Origin of the sequence: Micromonospora sp. A3M-1-15, from assembly GCF_024213425.1 — a bacterium.
Lineage (GTDB): Bacteria > Actinomycetota > Actinomycetes > Mycobacteriales > Micromonosporaceae > Micromonospora > Micromonospora chersina.
The window spans coordinates 51,332-78,061 of sequence record NZ_JANAVK010000007.1; the positions used below are offsets into that span (position 1 = coordinate 51,332).

22 protein-coding genes are annotated in these 26,730 nt (G+C 74.6%); 9 read left to right on the forward strand and 13 right to left on the reverse strand.

Annotated features, from left to right (window positions below):
* Nucleotides 1-1,833: an NHL domain-containing thioredoxin family protein gene (locus NLX85_RS28835; protein WP_254340425.1), complete on the reverse strand. Its 1,833-nt coding sequence runs from the start codon at nt 1,831-1,833 to the stop codon at nt 1-3.
* Nucleotides 1,834-2,009: 176 nt separating this feature from the next.
* On the opposite strand from NLX85_RS28835, the gene NLX85_RS28840 reads away from it, so the two are divergent.
* Nucleotides 2,010-2,588, forward strand: coding sequence for a TIGR03086 family metal-binding protein (locus NLX85_RS28840; RefSeq protein WP_254340427.1), 579 nt, complete (start codon nt 2,010-2,012; stop codon nt 2,586-2,588).
* Nucleotides 2,589-2,653: 65 nt separating this feature from the next.
* Here the strand turns inward: NLX85_RS28840 and NLX85_RS28845 are convergent, their stop codons facing one another.
* The 5 genes from NLX85_RS28845 to pdhA all read right to left on the reverse strand — a co-directional run bounded on the left by NLX85_RS28845 (nt 2,654) and on the right by pdhA (nt 9,867).
* Entirely contained in the window at nt 2,654-5,485 is a 2,832-nt protein-coding gene (locus NLX85_RS28845; RefSeq protein ID WP_254340429.1) for a hypothetical protein, read from the reverse strand.
* Between the two features lie 352 nt (nt 5,486-5,837).
* Complete coding sequence (locus tag NLX85_RS28850) at nt 5,838-5,975, reverse strand: hypothetical protein (RefSeq protein ID WP_165823299.1); 138 nt, start codon at nt 5,973-5,975, stop codon at nt 5,838-5,840.
* Nucleotides 5,976-6,197: 222 nt separating this feature from the next.
* Nucleotides 6,198-7,694 (reverse strand): dihydrolipoamide acetyltransferase family protein, encoded by a 1,497-nt coding sequence (locus NLX85_RS28855; protein WP_254340888.1) that lies wholly within the window; start codon nt 7,692-7,694, stop codon nt 6,198-6,200.
* A 5-nt stretch (nt 7,695-7,699) separates the two neighbouring features.
* Nucleotides 7,700-8,689 carry an alpha-ketoacid dehydrogenase subunit beta gene (locus NLX85_RS28860; RefSeq protein ID WP_254340431.1) on the reverse strand — a complete coding sequence of 330 codons (990 nt, stop codon included), beginning with the start codon at nt 8,687-8,689 and terminating at the stop codon, nt 7,700-7,702.
* Nucleotides 8,689-9,867: a pyruvate dehydrogenase (acetyl-transferring) E1 component subunit alpha gene (pdhA, locus tag NLX85_RS28865; protein ID WP_254340432.1), complete on the reverse strand. Its 1,179-nt coding sequence runs from the start codon at nt 9,865-9,867 to the stop codon at nt 8,689-8,691. Before pdhA ends, NLX85_RS28860 begins: the two co-directional genes overlap by 1 nt.
* Before the next feature lie 488 nt (nt 9,868-10,355).
* Here pdhA and NLX85_RS28870 point away from each other — a divergent pair, with 488 nt between their 5' ends.
* Nucleotides 10,356-11,123: a hypothetical protein gene (locus NLX85_RS28870; protein WP_254340434.1), complete on the forward strand. Its 768-nt coding sequence runs from the start codon at nt 10,356-10,358 to the stop codon at nt 11,121-11,123.
* Nucleotides 11,124-11,148: 25 nt separating this feature from the next.
* Here NLX85_RS28870 and NLX85_RS28875 read toward each other — a convergent pair whose 3' ends face one another.
* The 3 genes from NLX85_RS28875 to NLX85_RS28885 all read right to left on the reverse strand — a co-directional run bounded on the left by NLX85_RS28875 (nt 11,149) and on the right by NLX85_RS28885 (nt 15,950).
* Nucleotides 11,149-12,372: a hypothetical protein gene (locus NLX85_RS28875; protein ID WP_254340436.1), complete on the reverse strand. Its 1,224-nt coding sequence runs from the start codon at nt 12,370-12,372 to the stop codon at nt 11,149-11,151.
* Between the two features lie 66 nt (nt 12,373-12,438).
* Nucleotides 12,439-14,097, reverse strand: coding sequence for a GTPase (locus NLX85_RS28880; RefSeq protein ID WP_254340892.1), 1,659 nt, complete (start codon nt 14,095-14,097; stop codon nt 12,439-12,441).
* A gap of 17 nt (nt 14,098-14,114) precedes the next feature.
* A complete protein-coding gene (locus tag NLX85_RS28885; protein WP_254340438.1) occupies nt 14,115-15,950 on the reverse strand; it encodes a GTPase domain-containing protein in 1,836 nt (611 codons plus the stop codon).
* A gap of 208 nt (nt 15,951-16,158) precedes the next feature.
* Between NLX85_RS28885 and dnaK the strand changes: the two genes are divergently transcribed.
* The 5 genes from dnaK (at nt 16,159) to NLX85_RS28910 (ending at nt 20,956) form a co-directional block, all read left to right on the forward strand.
* Nucleotides 16,159-18,030 carry a molecular chaperone DnaK gene (gene dnaK, locus NLX85_RS28890; protein ID WP_254340440.1) on the forward strand — a complete coding sequence of 624 codons (1,872 nt, stop codon included), beginning with the start codon at nt 16,159-16,161 and terminating at the stop codon, nt 18,028-18,030.
* Between the two features lie 45 nt (nt 18,031-18,075).
* Entirely contained in the window at nt 18,076-18,834 is a 759-nt protein-coding gene (grpE, locus tag NLX85_RS28895; RefSeq protein ID WP_254340442.1) for a nucleotide exchange factor GrpE, read from the forward strand.
* 79 nt (nt 18,835-18,913) lie between these two features.
* Entirely contained in the window at nt 18,914-20,098 is a 1,185-nt protein-coding gene (dnaJ, locus tag NLX85_RS28900; protein ID WP_254340444.1) for a molecular chaperone DnaJ, read from the forward strand.
* A 28-nt stretch (nt 20,099-20,126) separates the two neighbouring features.
* A complete protein-coding gene (locus tag NLX85_RS28905; RefSeq protein ID WP_254340446.1) occupies nt 20,127-20,567 on the forward strand; it encodes a heat shock protein transcriptional repressor HspR in 441 nt (146 codons plus the stop codon).
* A 179-nt stretch (nt 20,568-20,746) separates the two neighbouring features.
* Complete coding sequence (locus NLX85_RS28910) at nt 20,747-20,956, forward strand: hypothetical protein (protein ID WP_254340448.1); 210 nt, start codon at nt 20,747-20,749, stop codon at nt 20,954-20,956.
* A 175-nt stretch (nt 20,957-21,131) separates the two neighbouring features.
* Here the strand turns inward: NLX85_RS28910 and NLX85_RS28915 are convergent, their stop codons facing one another.
* From NLX85_RS28915 to NLX85_RS28925, 3 genes are all read right to left on the reverse strand, one after another.
* Nucleotides 21,132-21,560, reverse strand: a complete 429-nt coding sequence (locus NLX85_RS28915; protein WP_091264495.1) for a hypothetical protein — start codon at nt 21,558-21,560, stop codon at nt 21,132-21,134.
* A 170-nt stretch (nt 21,561-21,730) separates the two neighbouring features.
* Nucleotides 21,731-22,939 carry a cation:proton antiporter gene (locus NLX85_RS28920; protein ID WP_254340450.1) on the reverse strand — a complete coding sequence of 403 codons (1,209 nt, stop codon included), beginning with the start codon at nt 22,937-22,939 and terminating at the stop codon, nt 21,731-21,733.
* 7 nt (nt 22,940-22,946) lie between these two features.
* Nucleotides 22,947-23,447, reverse strand: a complete 501-nt coding sequence (locus NLX85_RS28925) for a cation:proton antiporter regulatory subunit (protein WP_254340452.1) — start codon at nt 23,445-23,447, stop codon at nt 22,947-22,949.
* A 214-nt stretch (nt 23,448-23,661) separates the two neighbouring features.
* On the opposite strand from NLX85_RS28925, the gene NLX85_RS33320 reads away from it, so the two are divergent.
* Entirely contained in the window at nt 23,662-24,765 is a 1,104-nt protein-coding gene (locus tag NLX85_RS33320) for a hypothetical protein (protein ID WP_305885074.1), read from the forward strand.
* Nucleotides 24,766-24,812: 47 nt separating this feature from the next.
* On the opposite strand, the gene NLX85_RS28940 is transcribed toward NLX85_RS33320, so the two are convergent.
* Nucleotides 24,813-25,949 (reverse strand): epoxide hydrolase family protein, encoded by a 1,137-nt coding sequence (locus NLX85_RS28940; RefSeq protein WP_254340458.1) that lies wholly within the window; start codon nt 25,947-25,949, stop codon nt 24,813-24,815.
* Nucleotides 25,950-26,031: 82 nt separating this feature from the next.
* Between NLX85_RS28940 and NLX85_RS28945 the strand changes: the two genes are divergently transcribed.
* Nucleotides 26,032-26,673: a TetR/AcrR family transcriptional regulator gene (locus NLX85_RS28945; RefSeq protein ID WP_254340459.1), complete on the forward strand. Its 642-nt coding sequence runs from the start codon at nt 26,032-26,034 to the stop codon at nt 26,671-26,673.
* Nucleotides 26,674-26,730 lie beyond the last annotated feature (57 nt).

Consider the following 26,730-nt stretch of genomic DNA (forward strand, 5'->3'; position numbering starts at 1 on the left):
TCAGGCGTCCAGGCCGCGCAGCACCAGTGGCAGGCGGGTCGCCCCGCCGGCCACGACCCGGACCGGCACGCCCCAGTCCTGCCGGGTCAGGTGGCAGGCCGCGTGCTCCACGTCGGCGTCGCACGTGGCCGCCTGGGCGGTCACCTGGAGCACCCCCTGCGCCACGTCGCCGCTGAGCACCAGGCGGCGGGACAGGTCCGTGCTCGTCCCGGCCCCCTCGACCAGCAGCTCCGGCGGGGACGCCGAGACCACCACCCGGGTCGACGGCCCGTACGTCTCGTCCAGCTTCTGCCCGGGCGCCGGCGTGAAGATCACGTCGAGGGTCAGCTCGCCGGCCGCCACGTCGGTGGGCTGCCGCTCCAGCTTGTGCCGCGGGCCGTCCACGGTGTTCGCGCCCGCCGCGGTCAGCGCGCCCGGGGCCAGCCGGGTCAGCCGGTGCGCGGCCGACTCGACCACCAGCACCTCGCCCTCCGTGGTGAGCACCAGGTCGCTCGGCTCGGCCAGTCCGTCGGCCACCGTGGCGACCTGGTTCGTCTCCGGGTCGAAGCGGCGCACCGCGCCGTTGTAGGTGTCCGCGATCAGCACCGAGCCGTCCGGCAGCGCGCACACCCCGAGCGGATGCTGGAGCAGCGCCCGGTCGGCCGGGCCGTCGACGTGGCCGAAGTCGAACAGGCCCTGCCCGACGGCGGTGCCCATCACGCCGTTCTCCACGTAACGGATCGCGCTGGTCTCGCTGTCGGCGACCCAGAGGCGGGCGCCGTCGGCCGAGACGGAGAGACCGGAGGGCTGGGCCATCCACACGTCCGGCAGCGGGCCGTCACGCAGCGCCTCGACGGTGGTGCCGGCGTACATGCCCGCGGTCCGCTTCGTCGGGTCGAACCACCAGAGCCGGTGGATGCCGGCCATGGCGACCACGACCCGGTCGTCGTACCAGGCCACGTCCCAGGGGGAGGAGAGGTCGACGGCGCGGGCGTCGTGTGCGTGGTCGTCGACCGTCGAGCGCCACTGCCGCCCGGTGCCGGCGACCGTGACCACCTCGCCGGTGTCCAGCTTCACGCCGCGCAGCAGGTGGTTGACGGTGTCCGCGACGACCAGGTCGTAGCCGGCCACCTCGGCCACGTGCGGGGGCAGCAGGCACAGCCCCTGCGGCTCGGAGAAGGTGGCAGCCTCCGCCGGGCCCTCGGCGTGGCCACGGTCGCCCGTGCCGATCCGCCGGACCAGGGTCTCCCCGTCGGGGGCCAGCTCGACCAGGGAGTGCCGGGCCGAGTCGGACACCAGCAGGTTGCCGCCGTCGAGCACCACGGCCTTGCCGGGGAAGCGCAGCGCGGTCTCCGGCGCGGCCGGCGGCACGTACGGGCCCTCGCCCCGGTGCAGGGTGCCCTTCGCCTCGTGGGTGGCGATCAGGTCGTCGATCAGCCGGGCCAGCCCCTCGGCGTGCCCCTCGCCGGCCATGGTGGCCACCACGTAGCCCTCGGGGTCGACCACCGAGAGGGTCGGCCATGCCTTCGCGGCGTACTGCTGCCACATGTCCATCTCGGGGTCGTCGAGCACCGGGTGATGCACGCCGTACCGCTCGACGGCGGCGGCGAGGGCCACCGGGTCCTTCTCGTGCTCGAACTTCGGCGAGTGCACGCCGATGACGACCAGGACGTCGCCGTACTTCTCCTCGAGCGGCCGCAGTTCGTCGAGCACGTGCAGGCAGTTGATGCAGCAGAAGGTCCAGAAGTCCAACAGGACGATCTTGCCGCGGAGGTCGGCCAGGGTGACGTCCTTGCCGCCGGTGTTCAGCCAACCCCGGCCGCGCAGCTCGGGTGCCCGTACTCGTGCGCTCATGCCCCCATCGTGCCGCACCGCGGACGGCGCCCGACCCGATGGGGCGGTGAAGAGCGACACGCTGCCGCTGCCACCCGCCAGCGGACCACCAGGTCGCCCTACTTGTGGAACGGATCGTTCCGTTCTGATAAGATAGAACGGAACGAAACATTCCGCACGACGAAAGGACCGGCCTCGTGAGCTTCCCCGTCCTCACCACCGCCCTCGACCTCCTGCGCCGCGCCGCCGAGGGGGTGCCGGCCGCCCGGCTCGACGACCCGACCCCGTGCGACCGGTGGACCGTCGGGCAGGTGCTCATGCACGCGGCCGGCGACCAGCACGCGTGGGCGGCGTCCGTCGGCGCGGGCGAGATGCCGGCGTACAACCCGTTCGACCCGCCGCGGGGTCACGAGGAGGGCGTCCAGAGCGTCGTGCGGGGTGCCACCGAGGCCGCCGACGCGGCATGGGCGCGTGTCGACCCGGCCGCCGGACCGGTCGGCACACCGCTGCCGCCCGTGCCGACCATGGACCCGCAGCTCGCCGCCGCCGCGTGCGCGCTGGACGCCGCGATCCACGCCTGGGACGTCGCGGTGGCCACCGCGCAGCCGGCGCCGCTCACCGCCGAGCTGGCCGCTCAGCTCATGCCGGCGGCCCGGGCGACCGTCGAGCCGCTGCGCGGATTCGCGTACGCCGCCGCGCTGCCCGCCCGGCCCGGCGACGACCCGGTCGCCGCCCTGCTGGCCTACCTCGGCCGCGACCCCAACTGGACGAGGTGACGACGGGCGGCAGAGACGACGACGGCGGGCCCACGGATCACCGTGGCCCCGCCGTCGTGGGAGTTCTACTGGCCGGTGGGCTTGAGGCAGAGCACCCGGTTGGCCCCGTCACCGGGCAGGACCACCTGGGGCTGCGCCGGGTCGGCGCACTTGTCCTTGCTGTCCACCCTCGACACCACCGTGAACGCGCCCTGCTCGCCGCAGGTGGCCTCCACCGCGGTCGTCCCGGACTGCTTCACGCAGGAACCCACCGCGGGGTCGAAGCCCGCAGGCTTGTCGTCCCCACCGATCTTGCCGAGCAGGGTGAGCAGGCCGAGCGGCACGGCGAGGATCAGCACCGCGGCGATGAGCACCAGGGCCAGCACCCGACCGTTGCGCACCTTCGGCGTGGGCGCCTCGGTCTTCGGCTCGGCCTCCGGCCGGAACGCCTCGAAGCGGCCCTGGTCCGGGTCGCCGCCCGGGCCCGCCTGCGGCCAGGCCGGCGGGGCCTGCTGCGGCGGCGGCGGGAACGCGGGCGGGAAGCCGCCCGGCTCGCCCATCGGCCCCGACCCCGGTACGCCGACCGAGGCGCGGCCGCCGGCCGGCCCGCCGGACGGGTCCCCGGGAGCGCCTCCCGGCCCGCCGAACGGGTCGTGGCGGACGCTCGGCCCGCCGAACGGGTCCTGCTGCCCGCCGGGGGCGCCGAACGGATCGCGCTGACCACCGGGGGGTCCGAACGGGTCGTGCGGCCCGCCGGGGCGCTCGCCGTTGTGCGGGTGCACCCCGTTGACCGGCCGGTTGTTGCCGGGCGCGTCCATGAAGGACGGCACGCCGGGCGGGAACGGCGGCGGGGCGGCGGGCGACGACGGCGGGGCCGAGTGCACCGGGGGCGCGTCGGCGTAGCCGTGCTGGCGGTCCGACTCGTCGGTCCGCGACTGCGGGCCCGGCTCAGGGAAGCCGTTCGGGCCGTCCTGCCCGGGCGCCTCCTCCGGCTCCGGGCGGGCGGGCCGGCCGTAGACCCGCGGCTGCGGGGCCGAGCCGCCGGCCGAGGGCAGTGGCTGGTCGGCCGGGGGCGTGACGCGGCTGGCCATCGGCACCGAGGCGCTGGCCGAGACGGCGCCGCCCGCGCCGGCCTCCGGCGACGTACGCGGACCGGGGACCATCGGCCCGGCCGGCGACTGCGGCTCCTCGTGCGCCGGGCCGGGCGTGCCCCAGCCGGCGTCGGCGGACTGCTCCGGCTCGTACGCCCGCGGGTTCCGGTCGCCCGACTCGGCGCCCGGGTTGAACGGCGCGTAGTCGGCGGGCGGCGCGGCGGCCAGGGCGGCGCCCGGCACCCGCTGCTCCTGCGCTGGCAGCGGCACGGCGTTGGCCGGGGAGATCCCCGGGCCCGGTGCCGGCTGGTAGACCGGACCGTCGTCGGCGCGGGCCGGCTCCCAGGCCGGCGACGCGGCCTGCTCGGGCTGGGCCTCCGCGGCCCGCCCCCACGCCTCGTCGGGCGACCACGGCTCGGCCTCCGGGATGGCCGGCCGCTCGCGCCCCCACTGACCCGGGTTGTCCTGGTTGCCGGCCCAGGCGGGCGGCGAGTCGGGGGACGGGACGGACGCGCTGGCCCGGGCCGGCGCCTCGGCCGGCGCGGGTGCCGCGGAACCCCAGCCCGACTGCCCCGGCTCGTCGGCCGGCCGCTCCGGTTCGCGCTGCTGCGGCACCGCCGCGGCGCCGCTCCACGCTGCGGCGGGACGCTGCTCCTCCTGGGCGCCCCAGGTGGCCGGCTGCGGTGCCTCGGCGGCGCCGGCGGACCGACCCGCGGCCCAGCCGCCGGAGCGGTCCGGGTCGTCGTCCCGGCCGTTGTCCCAGCCGCCGGCGCGTGCCGGCTCGTCCTGCTGCCCCGGCCAGCCGCCGGCGCGGCCCGCCTCGTCGTCCTGCGCCGCCGGGCCGTTCTGCCAGCCGCCGGAGCGGGCCGGGTCGTCGTCCTGCGCCTGCGGGCTGTTCTGCCAGCCGCCGGAGCGGCCCTGCTCCTGCTGGCCGGGCCAGGCGGCCTCGGGCCGGACGGCGCCGGGGACGGAGACCTTGGCCGCGGCGCGGGCGGGCGGATCGGCCGGCGACCAGCCGGGGGTGGCCTGCTCGCCCTGCTGGCCCCAGGCGGGCTGCTCGTCCTGCTGCTGGTGGGCGCCGGACCCGACGGCCCAGCCGCCGGAGTTGTCCTCCTGCGCCGGGCGCCAGCCACCGGCGCGGTCGTCGTCCTGCTGCCCGCCGGTCGGGCTCCACCCGCCGGACCGGTTGGGGTCGTTCTGCCCGGCCGGGGTGGCCCACGATTCGTTCGGCACGGTGGCGGGCGCGGGCACCTGGGCGGCGCCGCGGTTGCCCGGATCGCCGGCCTGCGCCCAGGCCGGCTGCTCACCGGCCGGAGCCGGGGCGGTGCCCCAGGCGGGCCCGCCGTGCTCGTTCGCCCAGGCCGGCGGGGTCGGCTCGGTGGGGTTGCTCTGGGGGGCGGCGCCCCAGGCGGGCGGCCCCTGCTCGGCGGCGCGGTGGGGGCCGGCCTGCTCGGGCGTGCCCCAGGCGGGTGCACCCTGGTCGGGCGCGCCCCAGGCCGGAGCGGACTGCTCGGGCGCGGCCCAGGCGGGCTGCGCGGGGGTGCCCCAACCGCCCGGCTCGGCCGGCGGGGGCACCTGGGCGGTGGCCCGGCCGGCGGCGGGCTGGCCGCCCGGCGTCCAGGCGGGGGGCTGGTCGTCGGCCGCGGCCCAGGCGGGGGCCGGCTGCGCGGGCCGACCGGCCGGCGGGGGCGGCGCCCAGCCGAGGTCGGGCGCGCCGTACCCGTTGTCCTGCTGCGCCGGGCGGTCGCCGTACGGCACCGGTCCGCCGGCGCCCGGCGACACCTCGCCCGGCTCCTGGCCAGGGCGGTGCGGGGCCTCGGACGTCATGGGTGCGCCTCCTCCATCACATGTCGGCCGCCGATATGCCGATCGGGACCGTCGGCATGGCTGCCGGCGTCGCCGGCAGGTACCGGCCGTGCGGGCTCCCCGCACCGTATCCGGTGGCCGCCCGGAGGCGCCCGGGGGAGCACCGGCCGTCACCGAACGTCACCGGACAATGTCGATCGGTTGCTGTCGAGGCGATCGGTCCGGGGGCGGGCGGTTGGCGACCGAGACCCACCGTACCGGGCGGTGCGGCGAGGTGGAATCCCGGTGTCAATCGACGTGAGACGCCGAAGACCCGCCCGGTGCGCCCCGGGCGGGTCTTCGAACTGGAGGAGGTGAGGAAAGTAGGGGAGCGTCAGCTCATGTGACGCTGGGCGATGGCGAGAAGCTCCTCGCGGACCGCGGGCGAGTTGGCGGAACGCAGCGCGTGCTCGATGGCACGGGCGCGGCGGTTGGCGTCGCGGCGGTTGCGGATTCGCTCGATCATGCTCATCTGGGTCTCTCCTCCTGGCTATTCGGTTGTCAGCCCCTTGATGTGTCTATTGAACCGCAGAACGCCGCCAATTTCCATCGATTGTTAGGTGAGCTGAACCACGTACCTAAGGATCGTAGGTCAACCGCCCCATCGGGCCGAGGTTTCGTTCCCCAACGGCAACGGCCGGTGTGCCGGGTGTTCACCCGTGCACACCGGCCGTTGCCTGGTGCGGTCGGACCGTCAGGTCCAGGCGAGCAGCGCCGCCTCCGGGTCGGCCAGGAAGTCCCCGATGTCGCGGAGGAACTTCGAGCCGAGCTCACCGTCGATGATCCGGTGGTCGAAGGACAGGCCCAGGGTGGTGACCAGGCGCGGCTTGACCTTGCCCTTGTGCACCCAGGGCAGTTCCCGGACCGCGCCGAAGGCGAGGATCGCGGACTCGCCCGGAGGCAGGATCGGCGTGCCGGTGTCGACGCCGAAGACGCCGACGTTGGTGATGGTCAGCGTGCCGCCGGACATGTCGGCCGGCGAGGTCTTCCCCGCCTTGGCCGTCTGCACGAGATCGGTCATCGCGTCCGCCAGCCCGCGCAGTGAGAGCCGGCCGGCGTCCTTGATGTTCGGCACGATCAGGCCGCGCTCGGTGGCCGCCGCGATGCCCAGGTTCACGTAGTCCTTGACCACGATCTCGTCGCCAGCCCAGGTCGAGTTGACCATCGGGTGGCGCTTGACCGCCAGCAGCACCGCCTTGGCGACCAGCAGCAGCGGCGAGACGCGGACGTCCCGCCACTCGCGCCGCTCGCGGAGCCGGTCCAGGGCCTTCATGGCCCGGGTCATGTCGACGGTCAGGAACTCCGTGACGTGCGGGGCGGTGAACGCCGAGCGGGACATGTTCTCCGCCGTGAGCTTGCGTACCCCCTTGACGGGGATGCGCTGCTCGCGGTCGGCGCCGAAGCTCGCGGCGGCCGTGACCGGCGCCGCGACCGTCAGCGGCTCGGCCGCCGCCGGGGCCGACGCCGCCCGCTGTACGTCCTCCCGGGTGATCGACCCCAGCGGGCCCGACCCGGTCAGCGTGGCGAGGTCGACGCCGAGGTCCTTGGCGAGCTTGCGGACCGGCGGCTTGGCCAGCACCGGGCCGCCGGCCGGCCGGCCGTTGCCGTTCAGCGCGGGCGCCGGGACCACCGGGGCCGGCGCCGGAGCCGGAGCGGCCTGGACCGGAGCGGCCTGGACCGGAGCGGCCTGGACCGGAGCGGCCTGGGCCGTCGCGGCCTGGGCCGGCACGCCGCCCTTGCGCGCGCGGCGCTTGGCCGGCGCGTTCCGCGGGCCGTAGCCGACCAGCACGGCGGTACGCCCGCCCGGCGCCACGCCACCGATCAGGCCCGGCTCGACCATGCCCTCCTCGGGTGCGACCTCGACGGCGGCCAGCGAGGCCGCCGACGGGGTGGGGAGCTCGGCGGCCGGCGCGCCGGTCGTCGACTGCTCGATCGGCCCGGCGTTCGGGTCGGTGTCGATCGAGATGATCGGGCTGCCGACCTCGACCGTGGTGCCCTCCGGGTGGAAGATCGCCTGCACCCGGCCGGCCCACTTCGCCGGGATCTCGACCGCCGCCTTGGCGGTCTCCACCTCGACGATCGGCTGGTTCAGCTCGATGTCGTCGCCCACCTTGACCAGCCAGGCGAGGATCTCGCCCTCGGTCAGGCCCTCGCCCAGGTCGGGGAGGTTGAACGTCTTGATCCGCGACATGCCGCTCACCAGCCGAAGGTGCGGTCGACGGCGTCGAGCACCCGGTCGAGGTCGGGCAGGTACTCCTCCTCCACCCGGGCGGCCGGGTAGGGGGTGTCGAAGCCGGTGACCCGCAGCACCGGGGACTCCAGGGAGTAGAAGCACTCCTCGGTGATCCGGGCGGCGATCTCCGACCCGAGGCCCAGGTTGCCCGGGGCCTCGTGGACGACCACGCAGCGGCCGGTGCGCTTCACCGACTCGTACGCGGCGGTCAGGTCCAGCGGCGAGAGCGTACGCAGGTCGATGACCTCCAGCTCCCGGCCGTCCTCGGCGGCGGCGGTGGCCGCGTCCAGGGCGGTACGCACCATCGGGCCGTACGCCAGCACCGTGGCGTCGGTGCCGGGCCGGGCGACCCGGGCGGCGTGCAGCGGGTACGCGTCGGCCAGCGGGGCGTCCAGCTCGACCGGGCCCTTCTCCCAGTAGCGCCGCTTCGGCTCCAGGAAGACGATCGGGTCGTCGGAGGCGATGGCCTGCTGGATCATCGAGTACGCGTCCTGCGGGTTGGCGCAGGTCACGACCTTCAGGCCGGCGGTGTGCGCGAAGTACGCCTCGGGCGACTCCGAGTGGTGCTCCACCGCGCCGATGCCACCGCCGTAGGGGATCCGGATGACCATCGGGATCCGTACCTTGCCCTGCGAGCGGTAGTGCATCTTCGCCACCTGCGACACGATCTGGTCGTACGCCGGGTAGACGAAGCCGTCGAACTGGATCTCGCAGACCGGCCGGAAGCCGCGGATGGCCAGGCCGACCGCGGTGCCGATGATGCCGGACTCGGCGAGCGGGGTGTCGATCACCCGCTGGTCGCCGAAGTCCTTCTGGAGGCCGTCGGTGATCCGGAAGACGCCGCCGAGCTTGCCGACGTCCTCGCCCATGATGACGACCTTGGGGTCGTTCTCCAGGGCCTTGCGGAGGCCGGCGGTGAGGGCCTTGCCGAGGGTGAGCGTCTCCGTGGCCATCAGTGGGCGCTCCCCTCGAACGACTCCATGTACTTCGAGAACTGGGCCCGCTGCTCGTCGAGCTCGGGGGACCCGTTGGGGTAGACGTGGTCGAACATGGTCACCGGCTCCGGGTTCGGCATGGCGAGCACCCGCTCGCGCAGGTGCACCGACTCGGCGCGGGCCTGCTCGTCGACCTCGGCGAAGAACGACTCGTCGACGATCTGCTGCTTGGTGAGGAACGCCTTCATCCGGGCGATCGGGTCCTTGGCCTGCCAGGCCTCGACCTCGCTGGCGATCCGGTACCGGGTCGGGTCGTCGGAGGTGGTGTGCGCGCCCATCCGGTAGGTGTACGCCTCGATGAGGCTCGGGCCCTGGCCGTGCCGCGCGTTGTCCAGCGCGTGCCGGGTCACCGCGTACGACGCGAGCACGTCGTTGCCGTCCACCCGGACGCCGGGGAAGCCGAAGCCGCCGGCCCGCTGGTAGAGCGGGACGCGGGTCTGCCGCTCCAGCGGCTCGGAGATGGCGTACTGGTTGTTCTGGCAGAAGAACACCAGCGGGGCGTTGAAGACGCTGGCCCAGACGAACGACTCGTTGACGTCGCCCTGGCTGGTGGCGCCGTCGCCGAAGTAGGCGATCACCGCCTCGCCCTCGTCGCTGCCGGTCTTGCCGTCCATGGCGACACCCATGGCGTACCCGGTCGCGTGCAGGGTCTGCGCCCCGATGACGATCGTGTACATGTTGAACTTGAACTCGTTCGGGTCCCAGCCGCCCTGGTCGACGCCGCGGAACAGGCCGAGCGGCATGATCGGGTCGATGCCCCGGCAGTAGAGGACGCCGTGCTCCCGGTAGGTCGGGAAGGCCATGTCCTGCGTACGCAGCGCCCGGCCGGAGCCGACCTGCGCGGCCTCCTGGCCCAGCAGGCTGGCCCAGAGGCCCAGCTCGCCCTGCCGCTGCAGCGCGGTCGCCTCGGCGTCGAGCTTCCGGACCAGCACGAGGTCGCGGTAGAGGCCGCGGTACTCCTCGTCGGTGAAGTCGACGCGGTACTCGGTCCCGTCCGGGCCGATCGCGCTCTCGATCCGCTCGCCCTCGGGCGTGAGCAGCTGCACGAGCTCCGGTTCGCCCGCGGCGGCGGCGCGCTTGGTACGGGGTGCCGCCCGCCTGTTGCGGGTGGCGGCCCCGGGGTCGCCCTTTGCCATCCGTCTCTCCCTGTCTGGTCTGCGCCGGCGCCGGGGGGTGACCCGTGCCGCGCACATCGTGCGCCCGACCCGGCTGGTGCCGGGTCGGTCCCTGGCGGCCGCGCCTAGCCCCGGTGAGGGTTGCCGCGCGGCGTGAGCCGGGTCCGATCAGGAGCCCGACCCGGGAGCGCCGGCGCCGTACCGCACCAGCCGCGGGGTGCGCGGAGGTAGCGGCTGCGTTGCCGTCGTGCCTGAATGATTGCAGAGGAGGTGAGTGGGCCCACAGTATGGCCTCCTCCACGGGTGACGTTCCGTCTCGTTCGCGACTCATAGACGCATTTGTCTGGTGGGCCATCCTCGGCCGACGGACAATTTGTGTGTCGACACGCTGTGGTGGCTGGTGAACTGAGCGTCACTGGTTCAAGCTGGCGATAACCCCCGCGCGGCATTTGTCCGTTTGGCCTGCGCCGGGTTTCCGCCCTGTCGATGCGTACGAGGAGAGTGTGCCGGTGTCCGAGCCGCCAGAGGGTCCTCCGGGAACTCCGTTCCTCGGCCGGCACCGGGCGGTGCCCCCATCCGCCTACCGGCGGGTGGTCGGCGCCCACCGCGCAAACGGCCTGGGCGGCCCGAGCCGCGGCTACCTGTTCACCGTCGCACTGCTGGCCGGCACCGCCTCCATGCCCATCCTCGCCGCCATCAGCGCCGGATCGGCCACCGTGGGGAACAGCGCCCTCCCGGACAGCAGCACCCCGTTCATCCCCACCCCCTCGGTCGGTCCGGTCGTCATCCCGCTGCCCGAGGGGGACCAGTCCCCGATGCCGCCCACCCGGATGCCCGTTCCCGGCCCGGCGGCCACCATCGTGCCGCCCGTGCCGGTGCTCCCCGCCGCGCCGGCCCTGCCCGACGACAGTGACCTCGGCTCCCGCCGGTCCCGCCCGGCCGCCCCCGCGCCCGTGCCGGTGCCCCGCCCGACCCGCAGCACGCCGGCCGCATCGCCGCGCCCGTCGCCGGTGCCGTCGCCGTCGCCATCCGGCACGGCCACCCCGGAGCCGACCCCCAGCCCGACCGCCGAACCCACCGGCGGCTCGCCGGAGCCCACCCTGGAGCCGTCGCCCAGCGACGGGCCCGACGCGACGACGGCGCCGCCGGACGGCACCCCGTCACCGACCGGCACGCCGCCGGAGGAGTCGCCCACGCCGACGCTCAGCCCGAGCGAGGACCCGGACCCGAGCGCCACGGCGTCGGTCACCGCGGACCCGACCGCCACCGCGGCCTGATCCGCCCCGGATCGCGGCCGGGGGGTCAGGCCGGGTCGTCGGTGAGGCGGTGACGGTTCGCCTCGATCCACGCGTCCAGCGCGGCCGGATCGTCCGGGTCGACGCCGTCCGCCATGAGCTGGGCCACGGCCGCCGTGGCCGGGCTGCGCCGCTCGCCGGTGCTGTAGAGGCGGGCGAACTCGGGGACCATCTCCGCGACCGCCTCGTCCGTGCGGGCGGCCGCCGCCGCCGGCAGCCCCCGCTGGCGGGCCGCGTACGCCGCCCAGCCGCGCAGCACCCGGGGCAGCATGGCCGCGTCGTCCATGTCCAGCACGGCCCGGCGGTGCACCCAGTCGAGCAGGAACAGCTCCGCCACCGTCGGGCTCCACCGCATCGGGTCGGCGTCCGGGAAGCTCGCCGCGTGGTCCAGCAGCAGCCCCAGGCAGAAGTGGAGCGAGGCCAGCTCTCCGTCGGCCACCTGGTCGAGGCCGAACCGGACCGCCTCCGGCGAGCCGAGGAAGGCCCGGATCAGCCGGGTCCGCACCTCGTCGGTGAGCGGCGGGACGTCGGCCGTCGCCGCCGGCCGGGCCGGGCCGGGAAGCGCGGCCAGCCGGGCGCCCACCAGCGCCCGGTCGGTGGCCAGCGAGCCCTGCGCCGGCAGCTCCCCGAGGTCGTCGGTGACCGCCAGGTGACGGCCCACCTCGGCGCGCATCCGGGCCGGGTCCTCGGTGCGGAACCAGGTGAACTCGTCCTCGGTGCAGATCTCCCGGGCCTGCTCGACGATCCGGGCGGCCGGGCCGCCCACGAACACGTCCTTGGTGATCCCGATGTTGTGGTCGACCAGGGCGACCAGGGCGTGCTCCGGGCCGCCCTCGGCGTCGTCGTAGGCGAAGGTGGCCAGGTAGGAGGTCTGGTCGCCGTACACGTCGCCGTACGACCAGGCGCCGGTGAGGTGCACCCGGCCGAGCTGGCCGGTCCAGGGCGGGGCGTACGCGCCCGGGCGGACCCGGGCGGCGCCCTCGGCGTCCGGCACGAGGGCGGCGAAGACGGCGCGGATGGTGGTCGCGGCGGCACTGCGGCGGCGCGAGGTGGCGGTGAGGAAGCCGGCCACGAAGTCGCGGACGGCGTTCTCCCGGTCGGTCTCGGCAACGGCGTAGACGCTGCCGAGCAGCGCGGCGCCGAGCATCTCCGCGTCCAGGGCGGAGTCGAGCCTCGTCACGTCGCGAGCGGCGTGCAGCACCGCCTCGTAGGGGGTCTGTGGCGTGGCCATGCACCGACCCTACGCCGTGCTGCCGGCCGGGACACCGGTCAGCACGCCGGGCTGCCGTGCCGGCGCTCAGCCCCGGGCCGCCTCCCGCAGCGCCTCCCGCGCCTCGGCGTAGCGGGCCAGCACCGCCCAGACCGGGTTCAGCACGTACCTCTCGCCGACGCTGCCCACCGAGGTGAGCAGCCGCTGCTCGGCCCGGCGGCGGGCACGCCGGGCCGCCCACCGGATCACCGGCCGGGTCAGCGCCGCGACCAGCAGCCCGGCCAGCAGGCCGCCGAGCAGCAGCACGGTGGGCCAGGGCACCTCGCCGAGGTCCGGGTAGTCCAGGGAAGGCAGGCCCAGGATGCGCAGCGCGTAGCCCAGCGCCAGCCAGGCCAGGCCGGCCAGCGCCGCGAGGGTGACCAGCCACTGGAGCGCGCCGACCACCCGCCACCACGTCGGCCGGCGGTCCATGCCCAGGTCGGTGGCGGCCACCGCGTGGTCCAGCGCGTCCGGCAGGTCCGCCAGCCGCGACCGGGCCGCGGCGGTCACCGCGGCCGGCCAGGGTGCCGGCAGGTCGGCGGCGGAGCGGTCGGCCACCGCGCGGATGGCCAGGTTGAGCGCCGAGCGCTGCGCGGCGGTGGCATCGGGTACGGAGGTGGCCGCGACCAGGCTCTCCGCCGGCGCGTCGGCGCCCCCGCCGGGCAGGTGCAGCCGGCGCAGCGGATCCGGCCGCAGCTTCCGCCAGCCGCGAACCAGCGGCCAGCCGGTGCTGCCGACGGCCCGGTGCCGGTACGCCCCCTCGACCGCCTCGGCCACCGTCGGCACCCCGGCCGATCCGGCCAGCGCCGTGGTGAGCTGCCGCGCCGAGGCGTCACCCGGCCCGCTGCGGGGCGCCTCGGGCCCGACCAGCGGTTCGAGTTCGGCCACCACGGCGTCCACGTCGCCGGCCAGCCGGCGCAGCGCGGCCTGCCGTTCGGCGACCGTACGCTCCAGCTCGGCGCGGAGCCCGTCCAGCCCGGCCGGGTCCACCGCCACGGTGGGCAGCAGCGGGACCCCCTCCAGCCCGTCGGCGTCGAGCAGCCGGCGCAGGTCGCCGAGGACCCGGGGCAGCTCGGCCGGGGGCAGGCGGTCGGCCTGGTTGAGCACCACCACGGTCACGTCGCGGTGCCGGTGGAACTCGCGCAGGTAGCTGGTGTGGATCACGCGGTCGGCGTACTTCTGTGGGTCGACCACCCAGACCACCAGGTCGACGAGGCCGAGAAGCCGGTCCACCTCCAGCCGGTGGGTCCGCTGCACCGAGTCGAAGTCGGGCAGGTCCAGCAGGACGAGGCCGTGCAGGGCGGACTCGTCGTCGCCGTCCAGCGGGCTCTCCCGGACGAACCGGTGCCGGGGCAGCACCCCGATCCAGTCGAGCAGCCGGGACGCGCCGTCCAGCTGCCCCCAGACGCAGGCGTGCGCCACCCCGGTGGTGGGCCGGCGGACGCCGACCGGGGAGAGGTTCAGCCGGGCGAGGGCGTTGAACAGGCTCGACTTGCCGCTGCCGGTCGCCCCGGCCAGCGCGACCACGGTGTGGTGGCCGGAGAGGGCGAGCCGGGTGCCGGCCCGCTCGACCACGGTGTGCGCGCTGACCAGCTGGGCGTCGGGCACCTGGCCGTCGACGGCGCCGAGGAAGCGCCGGACCGCCTGGAGGCGGGCGATCAGGACGTCGGGGTCGACCCGCTGCCCGCCCCGGAACGCCTCCCGCATCCGGCCGACGATGTTGCTCACGCGCGCCCGCCCTGGTCGGCGGCGGGCAGCACCGGGCCCGACGTGCCGGAGAGGCCGGCGCGGTGCCGGGCCTTCTCCACCTCGCCGGCGGCCCGCCGCAGCGCGGCGCCGGTCTCGGCGGCCGGGCGTGCCTCGGCGGTGCGGGCGAGGAACCGGTCGGCCTCCTCGGTCAGCAGCGCGCCGATCCGGTCCAGCAGGTCCACCCGCGCCTTGCTGGCCAGGTTGCGGACCGCCTGGTCGCCGAAGATCGCCTGGAGCACCGCCTGCGCGGCGACCGTGGTGCCGGCGCCGGTGGCGACCTCCAGGCCGGTCGGGATGAAGGCGGTGGCCGCGAAGACCGCGATCATGACGGCCAGGCCGGTGGCGTTGACCGCGTACGCGGCGGTGCGGGCCACGAAGCGGCGGTCGCCGCCCTCGGCCCGGACCAGCTCCAGCACGCCGCGCTGCCAGTCGCGGACCAGCCGCTCGGCGCGCTCCGGCAGGTCGGCCGAGGGGTGCGCCAGCTCCGGTTCGAGCAGCGCCGCGCCGGCCGGGTGCGCCTTCCACCCGGTGTGCGCGTTCTCCGCCGCCTCGGCGGCCACCCCGCGCAGCAGCGTGACGAGTTGCGACTCGATGGCGTTGCGCAGCTCGGCGGCCGGGGCCGGACGGCCGGTGACCGCGGCGACCACCCGGTCGCGCAGCCGGCCGATCCGCGCCTCCAGGCTGCGGAAGAACTCGCCGGTGCCGACGAACTCCTGCCAGCGGGCGAGCACCTCGCCGCGGAGCAGCCGGCCGTCCTTGAGCCCCTGGTCGACGGTCCGTTCCGCCCCCCGGTAGGCCGCCCGGACCCGCTCGTCCAGCGCGTCGGCGGCGGCCACCTGCTCGTCGGCGGCGTCCGCCAGCGCGTCCACGGTGGGGTGCAGGGCGGCCAGCGCGCCGTCGAGGGTCTGCCGGACCACCGCCGAACGGGTCTCGGCGTCGGCGGCGAGCCGGGCGAACCAGGCGGCCAGCGGGGCGGTGACCCGGTCGGGCAGCAGCCCCTGTCCGTCCACCCATGTCTCCGGCAGCACGAACAGCGGCGCGGCGCCCAGGTCCTGCGCGGCGAGCATCTCCGACAGGTGGGCGGCGATCTCGTCGGCAGCCTCCGGGGGCACCCGGTCGAGGACCATGGCGACGGCCGTGCCCCGGGCCCGGGCGCTGCGCAGCAGCTCCCACGGGACGGCGTCGGCGTAGCGGGCGGCCGTCGTGACGAAGAGCCAGAGGTCGGCGGCGGCCAGCAGTTGACCGGCGAGCGCCCGGTTGGCGTCGACCACCGAGTCGATGTCGGGCGCGTCGAGGAAGGCCAGACCGGCCGGGAGCGCGGGGGCGGTGACCAGTTGGAGGGTGCCCGGGTGCTCGCTCGGCTCGGTGGTCCGGGTCAGGCCGGGCAGCAGCTCGCCCTGGCGGAACCAGGCGGCGTCGGCCGGGTTGCAGACCAGCACCGGCGAGCGGGTGGTCGGGCGCAGCACCCCGGCGGCGCTGACCCGCGCCTGGACCAGGCTGTTGACAAGCGTCGACTTGCCGGCGCCGGTCGAGCCGCCGACCACGACCAGCAACGGGGCGTCGAGGCGGGCGAGCCGGGGCAGCAGGTAGTCGTCGAGCTGGTCGGTGAGGCCCGCGGCGGTGCGGCGGGCCGGCTCGGCCGAGGGCAGGGCCAGGGGGAACCGGGCCGCCCCGATCGCGGCCCGCAGGCCGGTGAGTGCGGCGGGCAGACCCTCCGCGTCGGCGGGCGGGTCCTGACCGGCGTCGGGTCCGGTGCGGGCTGCGACGGCGGGCGCGCCGGCATGGGTGGCGGGATCGCCGTGCGTCGTCACCGCTAAAGCGTGCCCGACCGACGCAAGGTAAGACAACCGGACGGTAATAACGGTCAGGTTGCGTCGGGTCGGCTCAACCCCGACTTGCGGATCGCCGGGCGCGTGGCACTATTGAGTCAAGTTCACTCAACTTGTGGTGCGGTCGCTGCGGGCGGCCCGCCGGGCAGGCCCGTTGACCTGCTCACCGTTACGAAGCGAGGAAGCGAACATGGCACGTGCGGTCGGCATCGACCTCGGCACGACGAACTCCTGCGTCAGCGTTCTCGAGGGCGGTGAGCCCACCGTCATCGCCAACGCGGAGGGCTCGCGGACGACCCCCTCGATCGTCGCGTTCGCCCGCAACGGCGAGGTGCTCGTCGGTGAGGTCGCCAAGCGCCAGGCGGTGACGAACCCGGACCGGACCATCCGCTCGGTCAAGCGGGAGATCGGCACCAACTGGACCGTCGACATCGACGGCAAGAAGTACACCCCGCAGGAGATCTCGGCCCGCACGCTGATGAAGCTCAAGCGGGACGCCGAGGCGTACCTGGGTGAGCAGATCACCGACGCGGTCATCACCGTGCCGGCCTACTTCAACGACGGCCAGCGGCAGGCCACCAAGGAGGCCGGCGAGATCGCCGGCTTCAACGTGCTGCGGATCGTGAACGAGCCGACCGCGGCGGCCCTGGCGTACGGCCTCGACAAGGGCTCCAAGGAGCAGACCGTCCTGGTCTTCGACCTGGGTGGCGGCACCTTCGACGTCTCGCTGCTGGAACTGGCCGAGGGCGTCATTGAGGTCAAGTCCACCAGCGGTGACAACCACCTCGGTGGTGACGACTGGGACCAGCGGATCATCGACCACCTGGTGAAGACCTTCCGCGGCGAGCACGGCATCGACCTGTCCCAGGACAAGATGGCCATGCAGCGGCTCAAGGAGGCGGCCGAGAAGGCCAAGATCGAGCTGTCCGCCGCCACCACCAGCAACATCAACCTGCCGTACATCACCGCCGGTGCCGCCGGCCCGCTGCACCTCGACGTGACGCTGAGCCGCGCCGAGTTCCAGCGCATGACGCAGGACCTGCTGGACCGCTGCAAGGGCCCGTTCGAGCAGGCCGTCAAGGACGCCGGGATCAAGATCTCCGATGTCGACCACGTCATCCTGGTCGGCGGCTCGACCCGGATGCCGGCCGTGACCGACCTGGTCAAGCAGCTCACGGGCCGCGACCCGAACAAGGGCGTCAACCCGGACGAGGTCGTCGCCGTCGGCGCCGCCCTGCAGGCCGGTGTGCTCAAGGGTGAGGTCAAGGACGTCCTGCTGCTCGACGTGACCCCGCTGAGCCTGGGCATCGAGACCAAGGGCGGGATCTTCACCAAGCTCATCGAGCGCAACACCACGATCCCGACCAAGCGTTCCGAGGTCTTCACCACGGCCGACGACAACCAGCCGTCGGTGCTCATCCAGGTGTTCCAGGGCGAGCGGGAGATCGCGGCCTACAACAAGAAGCTCGGCACCTTCGAGCTGACCGGCCTCCCGCCGGCGCCCCGCGGCGTGCCGCAGATCGAGGTCACGTTCGACATCGACGCCAACGGCATCGTCAACGTGCACGCCAAGGACCTGGGCACCGGCAAGGAACAGAAGATGACGATCACCGGCGGCTCCTCGCTGCCGAAGGACGACATCGAGCGGATGCGCCGGGACGCCGAGGAGCACGCCGACGAGGACAAGCGGCGCCGCGACGAGGCGGAGACCCGCAACGTGGCCGAGGCGCTCCAGTGGCAGACCGAGAAGTTCCTCGCCGAGAGCGGCGACAAGCTGCCCGCCGAGAACCGGGACCAGCTCAACGAGGCGCTCGGCGAGCTGCGCAGCGCCCTCGGCGGCCAGGACATCGAGAAGATCAAGGCCGCGCACGAGAAGCTGGCGCAGGTCTCCCAGCAGGCCGGCTCGCTGCTCTACTCGCAGCAGCAGGGCGAGCAGGGGGCCCCGGGCGCGGCCGGGCCGGGCGCGGGCGCGGGTGCGGGTGCGGGTGCGCCCGGCGGCGCCCAGGCCGGCGGCCCCGACGACGTGGTCGACGCGGAGATCGTGGACGAGGACAAGAAGTGACGTTCGGTCCCGGACACGTTTCTCGCAGAGGGATGAGGTAGCCGCATGACGGAGAAGCCACGAGCCGCCGACCCGGGCTCCACCGGGTCGGCGCCGGGTGGCTCCGCGACCGCCGGACAGGGCGCCGGCGAGGAGCCGCGGGTCGTCATCCGTGACAAGCGCAAGATCGGCAAGACCACCGAGCAGGCGGTGACCGACACGTCGGCCGCCGACGCCGCGGCCGACGCGCCCGCCGAAGGGCTGGTCGAGGAGGCCGAGGTCGTGGTCGACGAGATCGAGGGCGAGGCCGACGCCCCGGTCTCCGGTCCGCCGGTGGTGGACGCTCCGGCCCAGCCGAGCGAAGAGTCCGTCACGGCGAACGCCCCGCTCGGCGCCGAGCTGGAGTCGCTCCGGGCCGAGCTGGACGAGCGGACCCGCGACGTCCAGCGGGTGTCGGCGGAGTACGCCAACTACCGCAAGCGGGTCGACCGGGATCGCAGCCTGGTCCAGGAGCAGGCGATCGGCACGGTGCTGACCGCTCTGCTGCCGATCCTCGACGACCTGGACCGGGCCCGCGAGCACGGCGACCTGGTGGGCCCGTTCGGCAGCGTGGCCGAGCAGCTCACCGGCGCGCTGGGCAAGTTCGGCCTGACCGCCTTCGGCGAGCAGGGTGACCCGTTCGACCCGACCCGGCACGAGGCGGTGGCGCACCAGACCTCCGCCGACGTGACCGAACCGACCTGCGTGCAGGTCATGCGCCGGGGTTACCAGCTCGGCGAACGGCTGCTGCGGCCCGCCCTGGTCGCGGTCGCCGATCCGGAGTAGTGCCGACCCGTGACGTCCCGCCCGCCCACACTGGGCGGGCGGGACGACCGGGGTACGTCCCGTGGAAGGGGGTGGACCGGTGAGTTCCAAGGACTGGATCGAGAAGGACTACTACGCCGCGCTGGGCGTGGAGAAGTCCGCCTCCTCGGACGAGATCAAGAAGTCGTACCGGAAGCTGGCTCGGGAGTCGCACCCGGACCACAACCCCGGGGACCCCAAGGCCGAGGAGCGGTTCAAGGCCGTTTCCGAGGCGTACGCCGTGCTCGGCGACGAGAAGAAGCGCCGCGAGTACGACGAGATGCGCTCGCTCTTCGGCTCCGGCGCCTTCCGGCGCAACGCCCGCGGCGCGGGCCAGCCCGGCGGCATGCCGTTCGACGTCTCCGACCTGTTCGGCGGCGGGGCGGCCGGCGGCGAGGCCCGGTTCGGTGGCGGCGGCCTGGGCGACCTGTTCAGCTCGATCTTCACGGGTGGGGGCGCTGGCGGCGCGGCCCGCCCGCGCGGCCCGGCCCGGGGTCGGGACGTCGAGACCGAGGTGGCGCTCGACTTCCCCGACGCGGTCCGCGGCGTCACCCTGCCGTTGACGCTGCGTGCCCCCGGGGTCTGCGACACCTGCCACGGCAACGGGGCCAAGCCCGGCACCCAGCCGGTGGCCTGCCCGGTCTGCCACGGCGCCGGGGTGACCACCCGCAACCAGGGGTCGTTCAGCTTCTCCGAGCCGTGCCGCAACTGCCAGGGCGTCGGCACCGTCGTCGAGGAGAAGTGCCCCGAGTGCCAGGGCACCGGCGGGGTCACCAAGACCCGCACGCTGAACGTGCGCTTCCCGGCGGGCGTGGCCGACGGCCAGCGCATCCGGCTGGCCGGCCGGGGCGAGCCCGGCGAGCGGGGCGGCCCGGCGGGCGACCTGTTCGTGCACGTGAAGGTCCGTCCGGACGAGCTGTTCGGGCGCACCGGGGACGACCTGACCCTGACCGTGCCGATCACGTTCGCGGAGGCGGTGCTCGGCACCGACCTGCGGGTGCCGACCCTGGACGGCACGGTGACCCTGCGGGTGCCGCCGGGTACGCCCAGCGGTCGGGTGCTGCGCGCCCGGGGCAAGGGCGTCGTACGCAAGGACGGCCGCGCCGGTGACCTGCTGGTCACCCTCGACGTGGTGGTTCCCGCGACGCTGTCCGACGAGGCGCGGGCGGCGCTGGAGACGTTCGCGGAGCAGACCCCGCCGGCCGCGCGGGAACATCTCGACGCGCGGGTGCGTCGATTCAGTTGACCGGGTGACGAGGCGGAGGTGAGCGGGGATGTCGCAGGAGTTCATCGGCTCGGGTGACCCTGCCTACGAGGCCAAGGTGCTGATGATCTCGGTGGCGGCGCGGATGGCGGGAATGCACCCGCAGACCCTCCGCCAGTACGACCGGCTGGGCCTGGTGCAGGCCGGCCGGGCGGCCGGCGGCGGCCGCCGGTACAGCGTCCGGGACGTGGTGCTGCTCCGCGAGGTGCAGCGGCTCAGCCAGGACGACGGGATCAACCTGGCCGGGGTCAAGCGGATCATCAACCTGGAGCGGTTGCTCGAGGAGGCCCAGCAGCGGGTGGCCCGGCTGGAGGCAGAGCTGGACGCCGCGTACCGCCGGATCGCCGAGCTGGAGTCGCTGGGCGGCTTCTCCCGCGGCGACCTCGTCCCCACCAACCGCACCTCCACGGCGCTCGTGGTCTGGCGTCCCCGCCGTACCCCGGAGCGCTGACCTCACCCACCGACTCAGGCCGGCGCGCGCCCCGATCGGGCCGCGCCGGCCTTCGCTTGCGCCGACGTGCGAGCGGGGGCGGACGGTTGGGCGAAAGCGGCGTGCGTCGGGGGCGGGTTCGGTAGCCTGTGAATGCGGCCAAGCGCCTCAATTCGGACTCCGAACTGGCAGGGGGAGCCATGGCGGAATCGGCGAAGACGGTGGCGGAACGGGCGGAGGAACGGCTGGAAGAGCTGGCCGAGAACGTCCGGCAGCGGTTCGACCGGGTGACCAAGGGCGGCTTCACCGACAAGGTCCGGGAAGGGCGCTTCATGGACCAGGTGGACCACGGCGTCGACCGGGCCAGGGACGACGAGCGGCGCAGGAAGCAGGGCGGATCGACCGGTTGACGATCCGCCGACGTGCGGGCCGGGACCCACGGGGGGTCCCGGCCCGTTCGCCGTCAGGAGACCGTGCGGGCCGGGACGCTGTGACGCCGGCTGGGGGTCCCGGCCCGTTCGCCGTCAGGAGACCGTGCGGGCCGGGACGCTGTGACGCCGGCTGGGGGTCCGGGCCCGTTCGCCGTCAGAGCCGCCGGTTCTCCCGCACCAGGCCACCCTCGCACCAGTCGCGGTAGGCGAAGAGGTCCGGCCGGGCGAGCAGCACCCGGCTGTTGTGTGCCCAGTTGCGCATCAGCTCGTCGCCGGCCCGCTCGGCCTGCTCGACGAGCTTGCGGAAGCGGCGCTTCGGGTGGGCCCGGAAGTTCGTCCGGATGCCGTCGGCGGCGTAGATGTAGAGGCAGTGCAGGGCGAACCGGCGCGCCGGGCAGGCCGGGTCCATGGCCAGGTCGAAGAGCGTCTGCACCAGGTGGTCCCCGGCGACCAGCAGGTCCCAGTCCGGGGGCATCGAGGTGAGCGGGACCGAGTCCGGCTGGTAGGCCCACGAGCGCAGCTCGGCGGGTGAGGGGTCGACGGGGTTGGCGAAGCCGTGGAACGTCTCTTCCTGCACGCTCACCGGCCAACCTTCCGCTAACGCTGGCGGGGGCACCGGCCACCCGCGGTCCCTGGCTGCTGGGGCGACACGTTAACGCGGTTTCGCCGGGCGGCGGTAGACCTTCCCGGAATCAATTCGACAACCGTTGGCCGGGCCGGGTCCACCGTATGGTCGACCCGGCCCGGCCGAGGTCAGTCGGCCACTGTCGCCGGCACCGGCGGTCGGGCCGCCGCGCGCCGCCGCAGCCAGAGCTTGAACCAGGGCAGGTCGGGCAGACGGGCCAACATCGGCCCGGTCACCACGGTGATCAGCACGTACGCCGTGGCGAGCGCGGCCAGCCGCGGCTCGACCGGGTACGCGGCGGCGACGGCCAGCCCGGCGATGACGATGGAGAACTCGCCGCGCGGGGTGAGCGCGAAGCCGGCCCGCCAGCGACCGGGCTCGGCGATCCCGGCCCGGCGGGCGGCCAGGTAACCGGTGGCCAGCTTCGTCCCCATGGTGACCACCGCCAGCAGGAATGCCGGCAGCAGCACCGGCGGCATGTCGAGCGGGTCGGTGACCAGGCCGAAGAAGACGAAGAAGACCGCGGCGAAGAGGTCCCGCAGCGGCGAGAGCAGTTCGGTGGCGTGGTGCGCCACCGGCCCGGACAGGGCGATGCCGACCAGGAACGCGCCGACCGCGGCGGAGACCTGGAGCTTGGCCGCGGCCCCGGCGACGAGCAGGGTGAGGCCGAGCACCCCCAGCAGGAGCGCCTCGGGGTCCTTCGCCGAGAGCGCGGCGGAGATCAGGTGGCCGTACCGGATGGCGACGGTCAGCACGACGACCACGGAGAGCACCGCGACGGCGAGCGCGATGCCGCCCTTCACGAAGCCGACCCCGGCGAGCAGCGCGGTGACCAGCGGCAGGTAGAGGGCCATCGCCAGGTCCTCGATCACCAGGACGGAGAGGATCACCGGGGTCTCCCGGTTACCGACCCGGCCGAGGTCGCCGAGCACCTTCGCGATCACACCGGACGAGGAGACCCAGGTGACGCCGGCGAGCACCACGGCGGCCACCCAGCCCCAGCCGAGCAGCAGGGCGAAGGCGAAGCCGGGCAGCGCGTTGAACACCGCGTCGATCAGGCCGGCGGGCGCGGCTGACCGGAGGTTGCCGACCAGCTCGTTGGCGCTGTATTCCAGGCCGAGCATGACGAGCAGCAGGATGACGCCGATCTCCGCGCCGACGGCGAAGAACTCCTCGCTGGCGTTGAGCGGCAGCAGGCCGCCGTGGCCGAAGGCGAGGCCGGCGAGCAGGTAGAGGGGGATGGGTGAGACACCGAAGCGGCGGCTGAGCCGGCCGAGCAGGCCGAGCAGGAGCAGCAGCGCGCCGACCTCGACGAGCAGCGTGGTGGATTCGTGCATCCGCGCCTCAGCCGTCCGGGTCGGCTTCGGCGAGGATCGCGGTGACCCCGTCGAGCCCTTGCCGGGTGCCGACCACGACCACCACGTCACCGGCCTGGAACCGGAAGGTGGGATCGGGCGAGACGATCACCTCGCCCTGACGCAGCACCGCGACGATGGAGGCGCTGGTGCGGGTGCGTGCCTTGGTATCACCGAGCCGCTTGTTGACGTAGCGGGAGCCGGCCGGGATGAGGACCTGCTCGGTGAGCAGCCCGGCGGCCTGCTCGCGCAGCCCGGCGAGCTGGCCGAGCATCAGCGACGCGCCGAGGATGTCGGCGAGCGCCTCCGCCTCGTCGTCGGTCAGCGGTATGTCGTGTTGGCAGGAGTCGGGATCGTCCGGGTCGTAGAGGACCAGGTCGCGGCGGCCATTGCGGTGGGAGACCACGCCGAGCCGGCGACCGGATTCCGTCATCAGGTCGTGACGGACGCCGATCCCCGGTAGGGCAGTCTGTTCGACACGTACTCGCACCTAGGTGAGGCTACCCTGCGCAGGAGGCCCGATGAACCGAAGATCATTCCTGTTGGTCGCGGTGTTCCTGCTGTCCGGATGCACGGCGTCGACCGGGAGTGACGGCACGGACACCCTCGTGGAGCACCGGTGGCGGCCCGCCCGGCCGCCCGGCCGACGACCTCGCACCGACGAGTGAGCAGCTCATACTGTTGAGGCTCGACGGGAGGCGCCGATGGACCGGCTGCGGAGCCACAAGGCGATCTTCCTGTTGCTCCTGCCCGTCCTGGTCGGCTGCTCGATCGGCGACGTCCGCCGGCCGCCACCCGACCGGTCGTCCGCGTCCCCGCGGCCGGCGCCGACCGCGCCGGCGCCGTCGCGGGCCGTCGGCTTCGACGAGGTACGCCACGTGCGGGTCGCCGTCGACCGCCGGTACGACCGCCCGTTCGTGGAGTTCGTCGACGCCGACCACGGCTACGCGCTCTTCGCCGCCTGCGACGGCGTGCCACCCGACCGCGGCTGCACCGCCCTGCTGTACGGCACCGAGGACGGCGGCCGTAGCTGGCAGGCGCTGCGGCATCCCCGCCCGGTGGCGGAGGACCAGCAGCTCTACGCGGTGCCGGGTGCGCTGGTGCTGCTCGCCGAGCCGTACGGCTGGTACACCTCGACCGACGGCGGGGCCAGCTTCGCCCACACCACCGGCGGGGAGCCGGCGGCGCTGGTGGCGGCCCGGGGTCGCTTCCAGGTGGTCGAAGGGCTCGGTGCGGTGGGCGAGTGGGACGGCGTCGCCCTGCGGCCGTTGCCCGCCCAGCCGGCCGTGCCGGGGTTGAACACCGTGGGCTACTTCGGGGACCTCGTGGTGGCGGCCGGCGCGCGCGACGGCCGGCCCGCCGCCGCGGTGTCCGGGGACGCGGGCCGGCACTGGGTGTCGACGCCGCTGCCCTGGCGGGGCGACGAGGTGGGGGTGCTCCGCGCGGTGATCGCCCCGGACGGCGGCGCGTGGCTGGTCGGAGAGCGCCCGGACCGGACGGGCTTCCCGGCGCTCTGGCGGCTGGTGGGCGGCCGGGAGTGGGCGCTGGTCCGCGCCGTCGGGCATCCGGCGCAGGCCCGCTCGGTGGCGCCGCTCGGGGCCGAGCTGGTGGCGGTGACGAGCCCGGACGGGGTGGGTGTGGTGGCCGGGGGCCGCTACTACCGGGTCGACTGGCCGCTCACCGGGGAGCACCACCTCACGGTGCTCGGCGACGGCACGATCCTCGCCCGGGGCCCGGACGACGTGGTGGTCGGCACGGGCTGGACCGCCAACCGGCGCTGGGTCCGGGTGGTGCTGGACGAGGGCTGACGGTTCGTCGCCGGGCTGCTCCGGCCCGGCGACGAACACGTCGACGGTCAGTGGAGCCCGGCGAAGAACTGCCGGATGTCGCCGACCAGGACGTCGGTCGCCTCGTGCGCGGCGTAGTGGCCGGCGACGTCCCCCCGCCGCTCGGGCCCGGCCTCGAAGGTGTGCCAGCTGACGATGTTGGCGTGGTCCCGGTCGGCGAACCGACGGATCGACTGGAAGTCGCCGGGGAACATCGCCACCGCGGTCGGCACCGTGGTCGCCCCGGCCGGCTGCTCGGTGGCGTGCGCGTCCTCCCAGTAGAACCGCATCGCCGAGGCGGCCGTGCCGGTGAACCAGTAGATCGCGACGTTCGCCAGGACGAAGTCCGGGTCGAGGCTCTCGTCGAGCAGCTGCCCGTTCCAGGCCAGCAGGCCGACCGGCGAGTCGGCCAGCGCGAACGCCAGGGTCTGCGGCTGCTGGCTCTGCACCTGGTTGAAGGAGAACTTGTTCTCCACGAACCACTGGAGGTGCCCCAACGCGGCCTGGTCGGCCGCGGAGAGCCCTTGGAACTCGGCCGGGTCGCCGGACGGGAAGGAGAAGAGCTGGGTGACGTGCACGCCGAGCACGTGCTCCGCGTCGAGGCGGCCCAGTTCGGGCGAGACCATCGAACCGGCGTCGTTGCCGACCGCGCCGTACCGGTCGTACCCGAGGCGGGCCATCAGCGTCGCCCAGGCCCGGGCGGTGCGGTAGCGGTTCCAGCCGGCGCTGCGGGTCGGACCGGAGAAGCCGAAGCCGGGCAGCGACGGGATCACCAGGTGGAACGCCGGCGCGTCCGGATCGGCCGGTTCGGTGAGCGGGGCGATCACGTCGAGGTACTCGACCACCGAGCCGGGCCAGCCGTGGGTGAGCACCAGCGGGGTGGCGTCCGGCCGGGACGACCGGACGTGCAGGAAGTGGATCTCCTCGCCGTCGATCCCGGTGACGAACTGCGGGTGGGCGTTCAGTCGTGCCTCGACCGCCCGCCAGTCGAACTTCTCCAGCCAGTACGTCGCCAGCTCGCGGACCCGATCCGTTGCCATGCCGTAGGCGCCGCCGACGCCCGGCAGCTCGCCGGGCCAGTTGGTCCGGCGCAGCCGGTCGGCGAGGTCGTCCAGCGCGGCCTGCGGAATCTCGACGCGGTACGGGCGGATGGCGGTGTCCGTCATGACTGCTCCTTCAGAACGGAATGCTTCGTTCCGCTTCAGAGTAGCAGAGCGGAATGATCCGTTCCAGTGCTAGTCTCGATGCATGCCGAATCCGACCGACCCTCCGCCGCTCGCCGGCCGACGTGCCCAGGCCGCCCGCAACGACGCGGTGATCCTGGAGGCCGCCCGCGCCGTCTTCCTCGATGACCCGAAGGCGCCCATCGCCGCCGTCGCCGAGCGGGCCGGCGTCGGCATCAGTGCCCTCTACCGGCGGTACGCCAGCAAGGAGGACCTGCTGCGCAAGCTCTGCGACGACGGGCTGCGGCGGTTCATCGCGGCGGGCGAGGAGGCCGCCACCGAGCCGGACGAATGGGCGGCGTTCGCCGGCTTCCTGGCGCGCGTCGTCGACGCCGACGTGCACTCCCTCACCGTGCACCTCGCCGGCACCTTCAGCCCGACCGAGGAGATGGGCCGGGCCGCGATGCGCGCGAACGAGCTGGTCGAGGGGTTGGTGGAGCGGGCGCGGGAGGCCGGGCGGCTCCGGCCGGACGTGGTGGCGCAGGACGTCGGGCTGCTGCTGGAGGGGTGCGCCGCGATTCGCGTACCCGATCCGGAGCGGACCCGGCAGTTGCGCCGCCGCCACCTGGCGCTGCTGCTGGCCGGCCTCGGGCAGGCCGAGCCGCCGCTGCCCGGGCCGCCGCCGGCCGGCGGGGAGTTCGACTGGCGCTGGAAACGCCGGGAGTGAGCCGGGTCACACCGGTGGAGTTGAGCGGAATAGACTCAACTCTGGTTGTGTCTCTCC

Bases quoted from the DNA above. Each gene is read 5' to 3' on its own strand.
- NLX85_RS28835 (WP_254340425.1), bottom strand. From the start codon at position 1,833: ATGAGCGCACGAGTACGGGCACCCGAGCTGCGCGGCCGGGGTTGGCTG.
- NLX85_RS28845 (WP_254340429.1), bottom strand. From the start codon at position 5,485: ATGACGTCCGAGGCCCCGCACCGCCCTGGCCAGGAGCCGGGCGAGGTG.
- NLX85_RS28850 (WP_165823299.1), bottom strand. From the start codon at position 5,975: ATGAGCATGATCGAGCGAATCCGCAACCGCCGCGACGCCAACCGCCGC.
- NLX85_RS28855 (WP_254340888.1), bottom strand. From the start codon at position 7,694: ATGTCGCGGATCAAGACGTTCAACCTCCCCGACCTGGGCGAGGGCCTG.
- NLX85_RS28860 (WP_254340431.1), bottom strand. From the start codon at position 8,689: ATGGCCACGGAGACGCTCACCCTCGGCAAGGCCCTCACCGCCGGCCTC.
- pdhA (WP_254340432.1), bottom strand. From the start codon at position 9,867: ATGGCAAAGGGCGACCCCGGGGCCGCCACCCGCAACAGGCGGGCGGCA.
- NLX85_RS28875 (WP_254340436.1), bottom strand. From the start codon at position 12,372: ATGGCCACGCCACAGACCCCCTACGAGGCGGTGCTGCACGCCGCTCGC.
- NLX85_RS28880 (WP_254340892.1), bottom strand. From the start codon at position 14,097: ATGCGGGAGGCGTTCCGGGGCGGGCAGCGGGTCGACCCCGACGTCCTG.
- dnaK (WP_254340440.1), top strand. From the start codon at position 16,159: ATGGCACGTGCGGTCGGCATCGACCTCGGCACGACGAACTCCTGCGTC.
- grpE (WP_254340442.1), top strand. From the start codon at position 18,076: ATGACGGAGAAGCCACGAGCCGCCGACCCGGGCTCCACCGGGTCGGCG.
- NLX85_RS28905 (WP_254340446.1), top strand. From the start codon at position 20,127: ATGTCGCAGGAGTTCATCGGCTCGGGTGACCCTGCCTACGAGGCCAAG.
- NLX85_RS28910 (WP_254340448.1), top strand. From the start codon at position 20,747: ATGGCGGAATCGGCGAAGACGGTGGCGGAACGGGCGGAGGAACGGCTG.
- NLX85_RS28920 (WP_254340450.1), bottom strand. From the start codon at position 22,939: ATGCACGAATCCACCACGCTGCTCGTCGAGGTCGGCGCGCTGCTGCTC.
- NLX85_RS33320 (WP_305885074.1), top strand. From the start codon at position 23,662: ATGGACCGGCTGCGGAGCCACAAGGCGATCTTCCTGTTGCTCCTGCCC.
- NLX85_RS28940 (WP_254340458.1), bottom strand. From the start codon at position 25,949: ATGACGGACACCGCCATCCGCCCGTACCGCGTCGAGATTCCGCAGGCC.
- NLX85_RS28945 (WP_254340459.1), top strand. From the start codon at position 26,032: ATGCCGAATCCGACCGACCCTCCGCCGCTCGCCGGCCGACGTGCCCAG.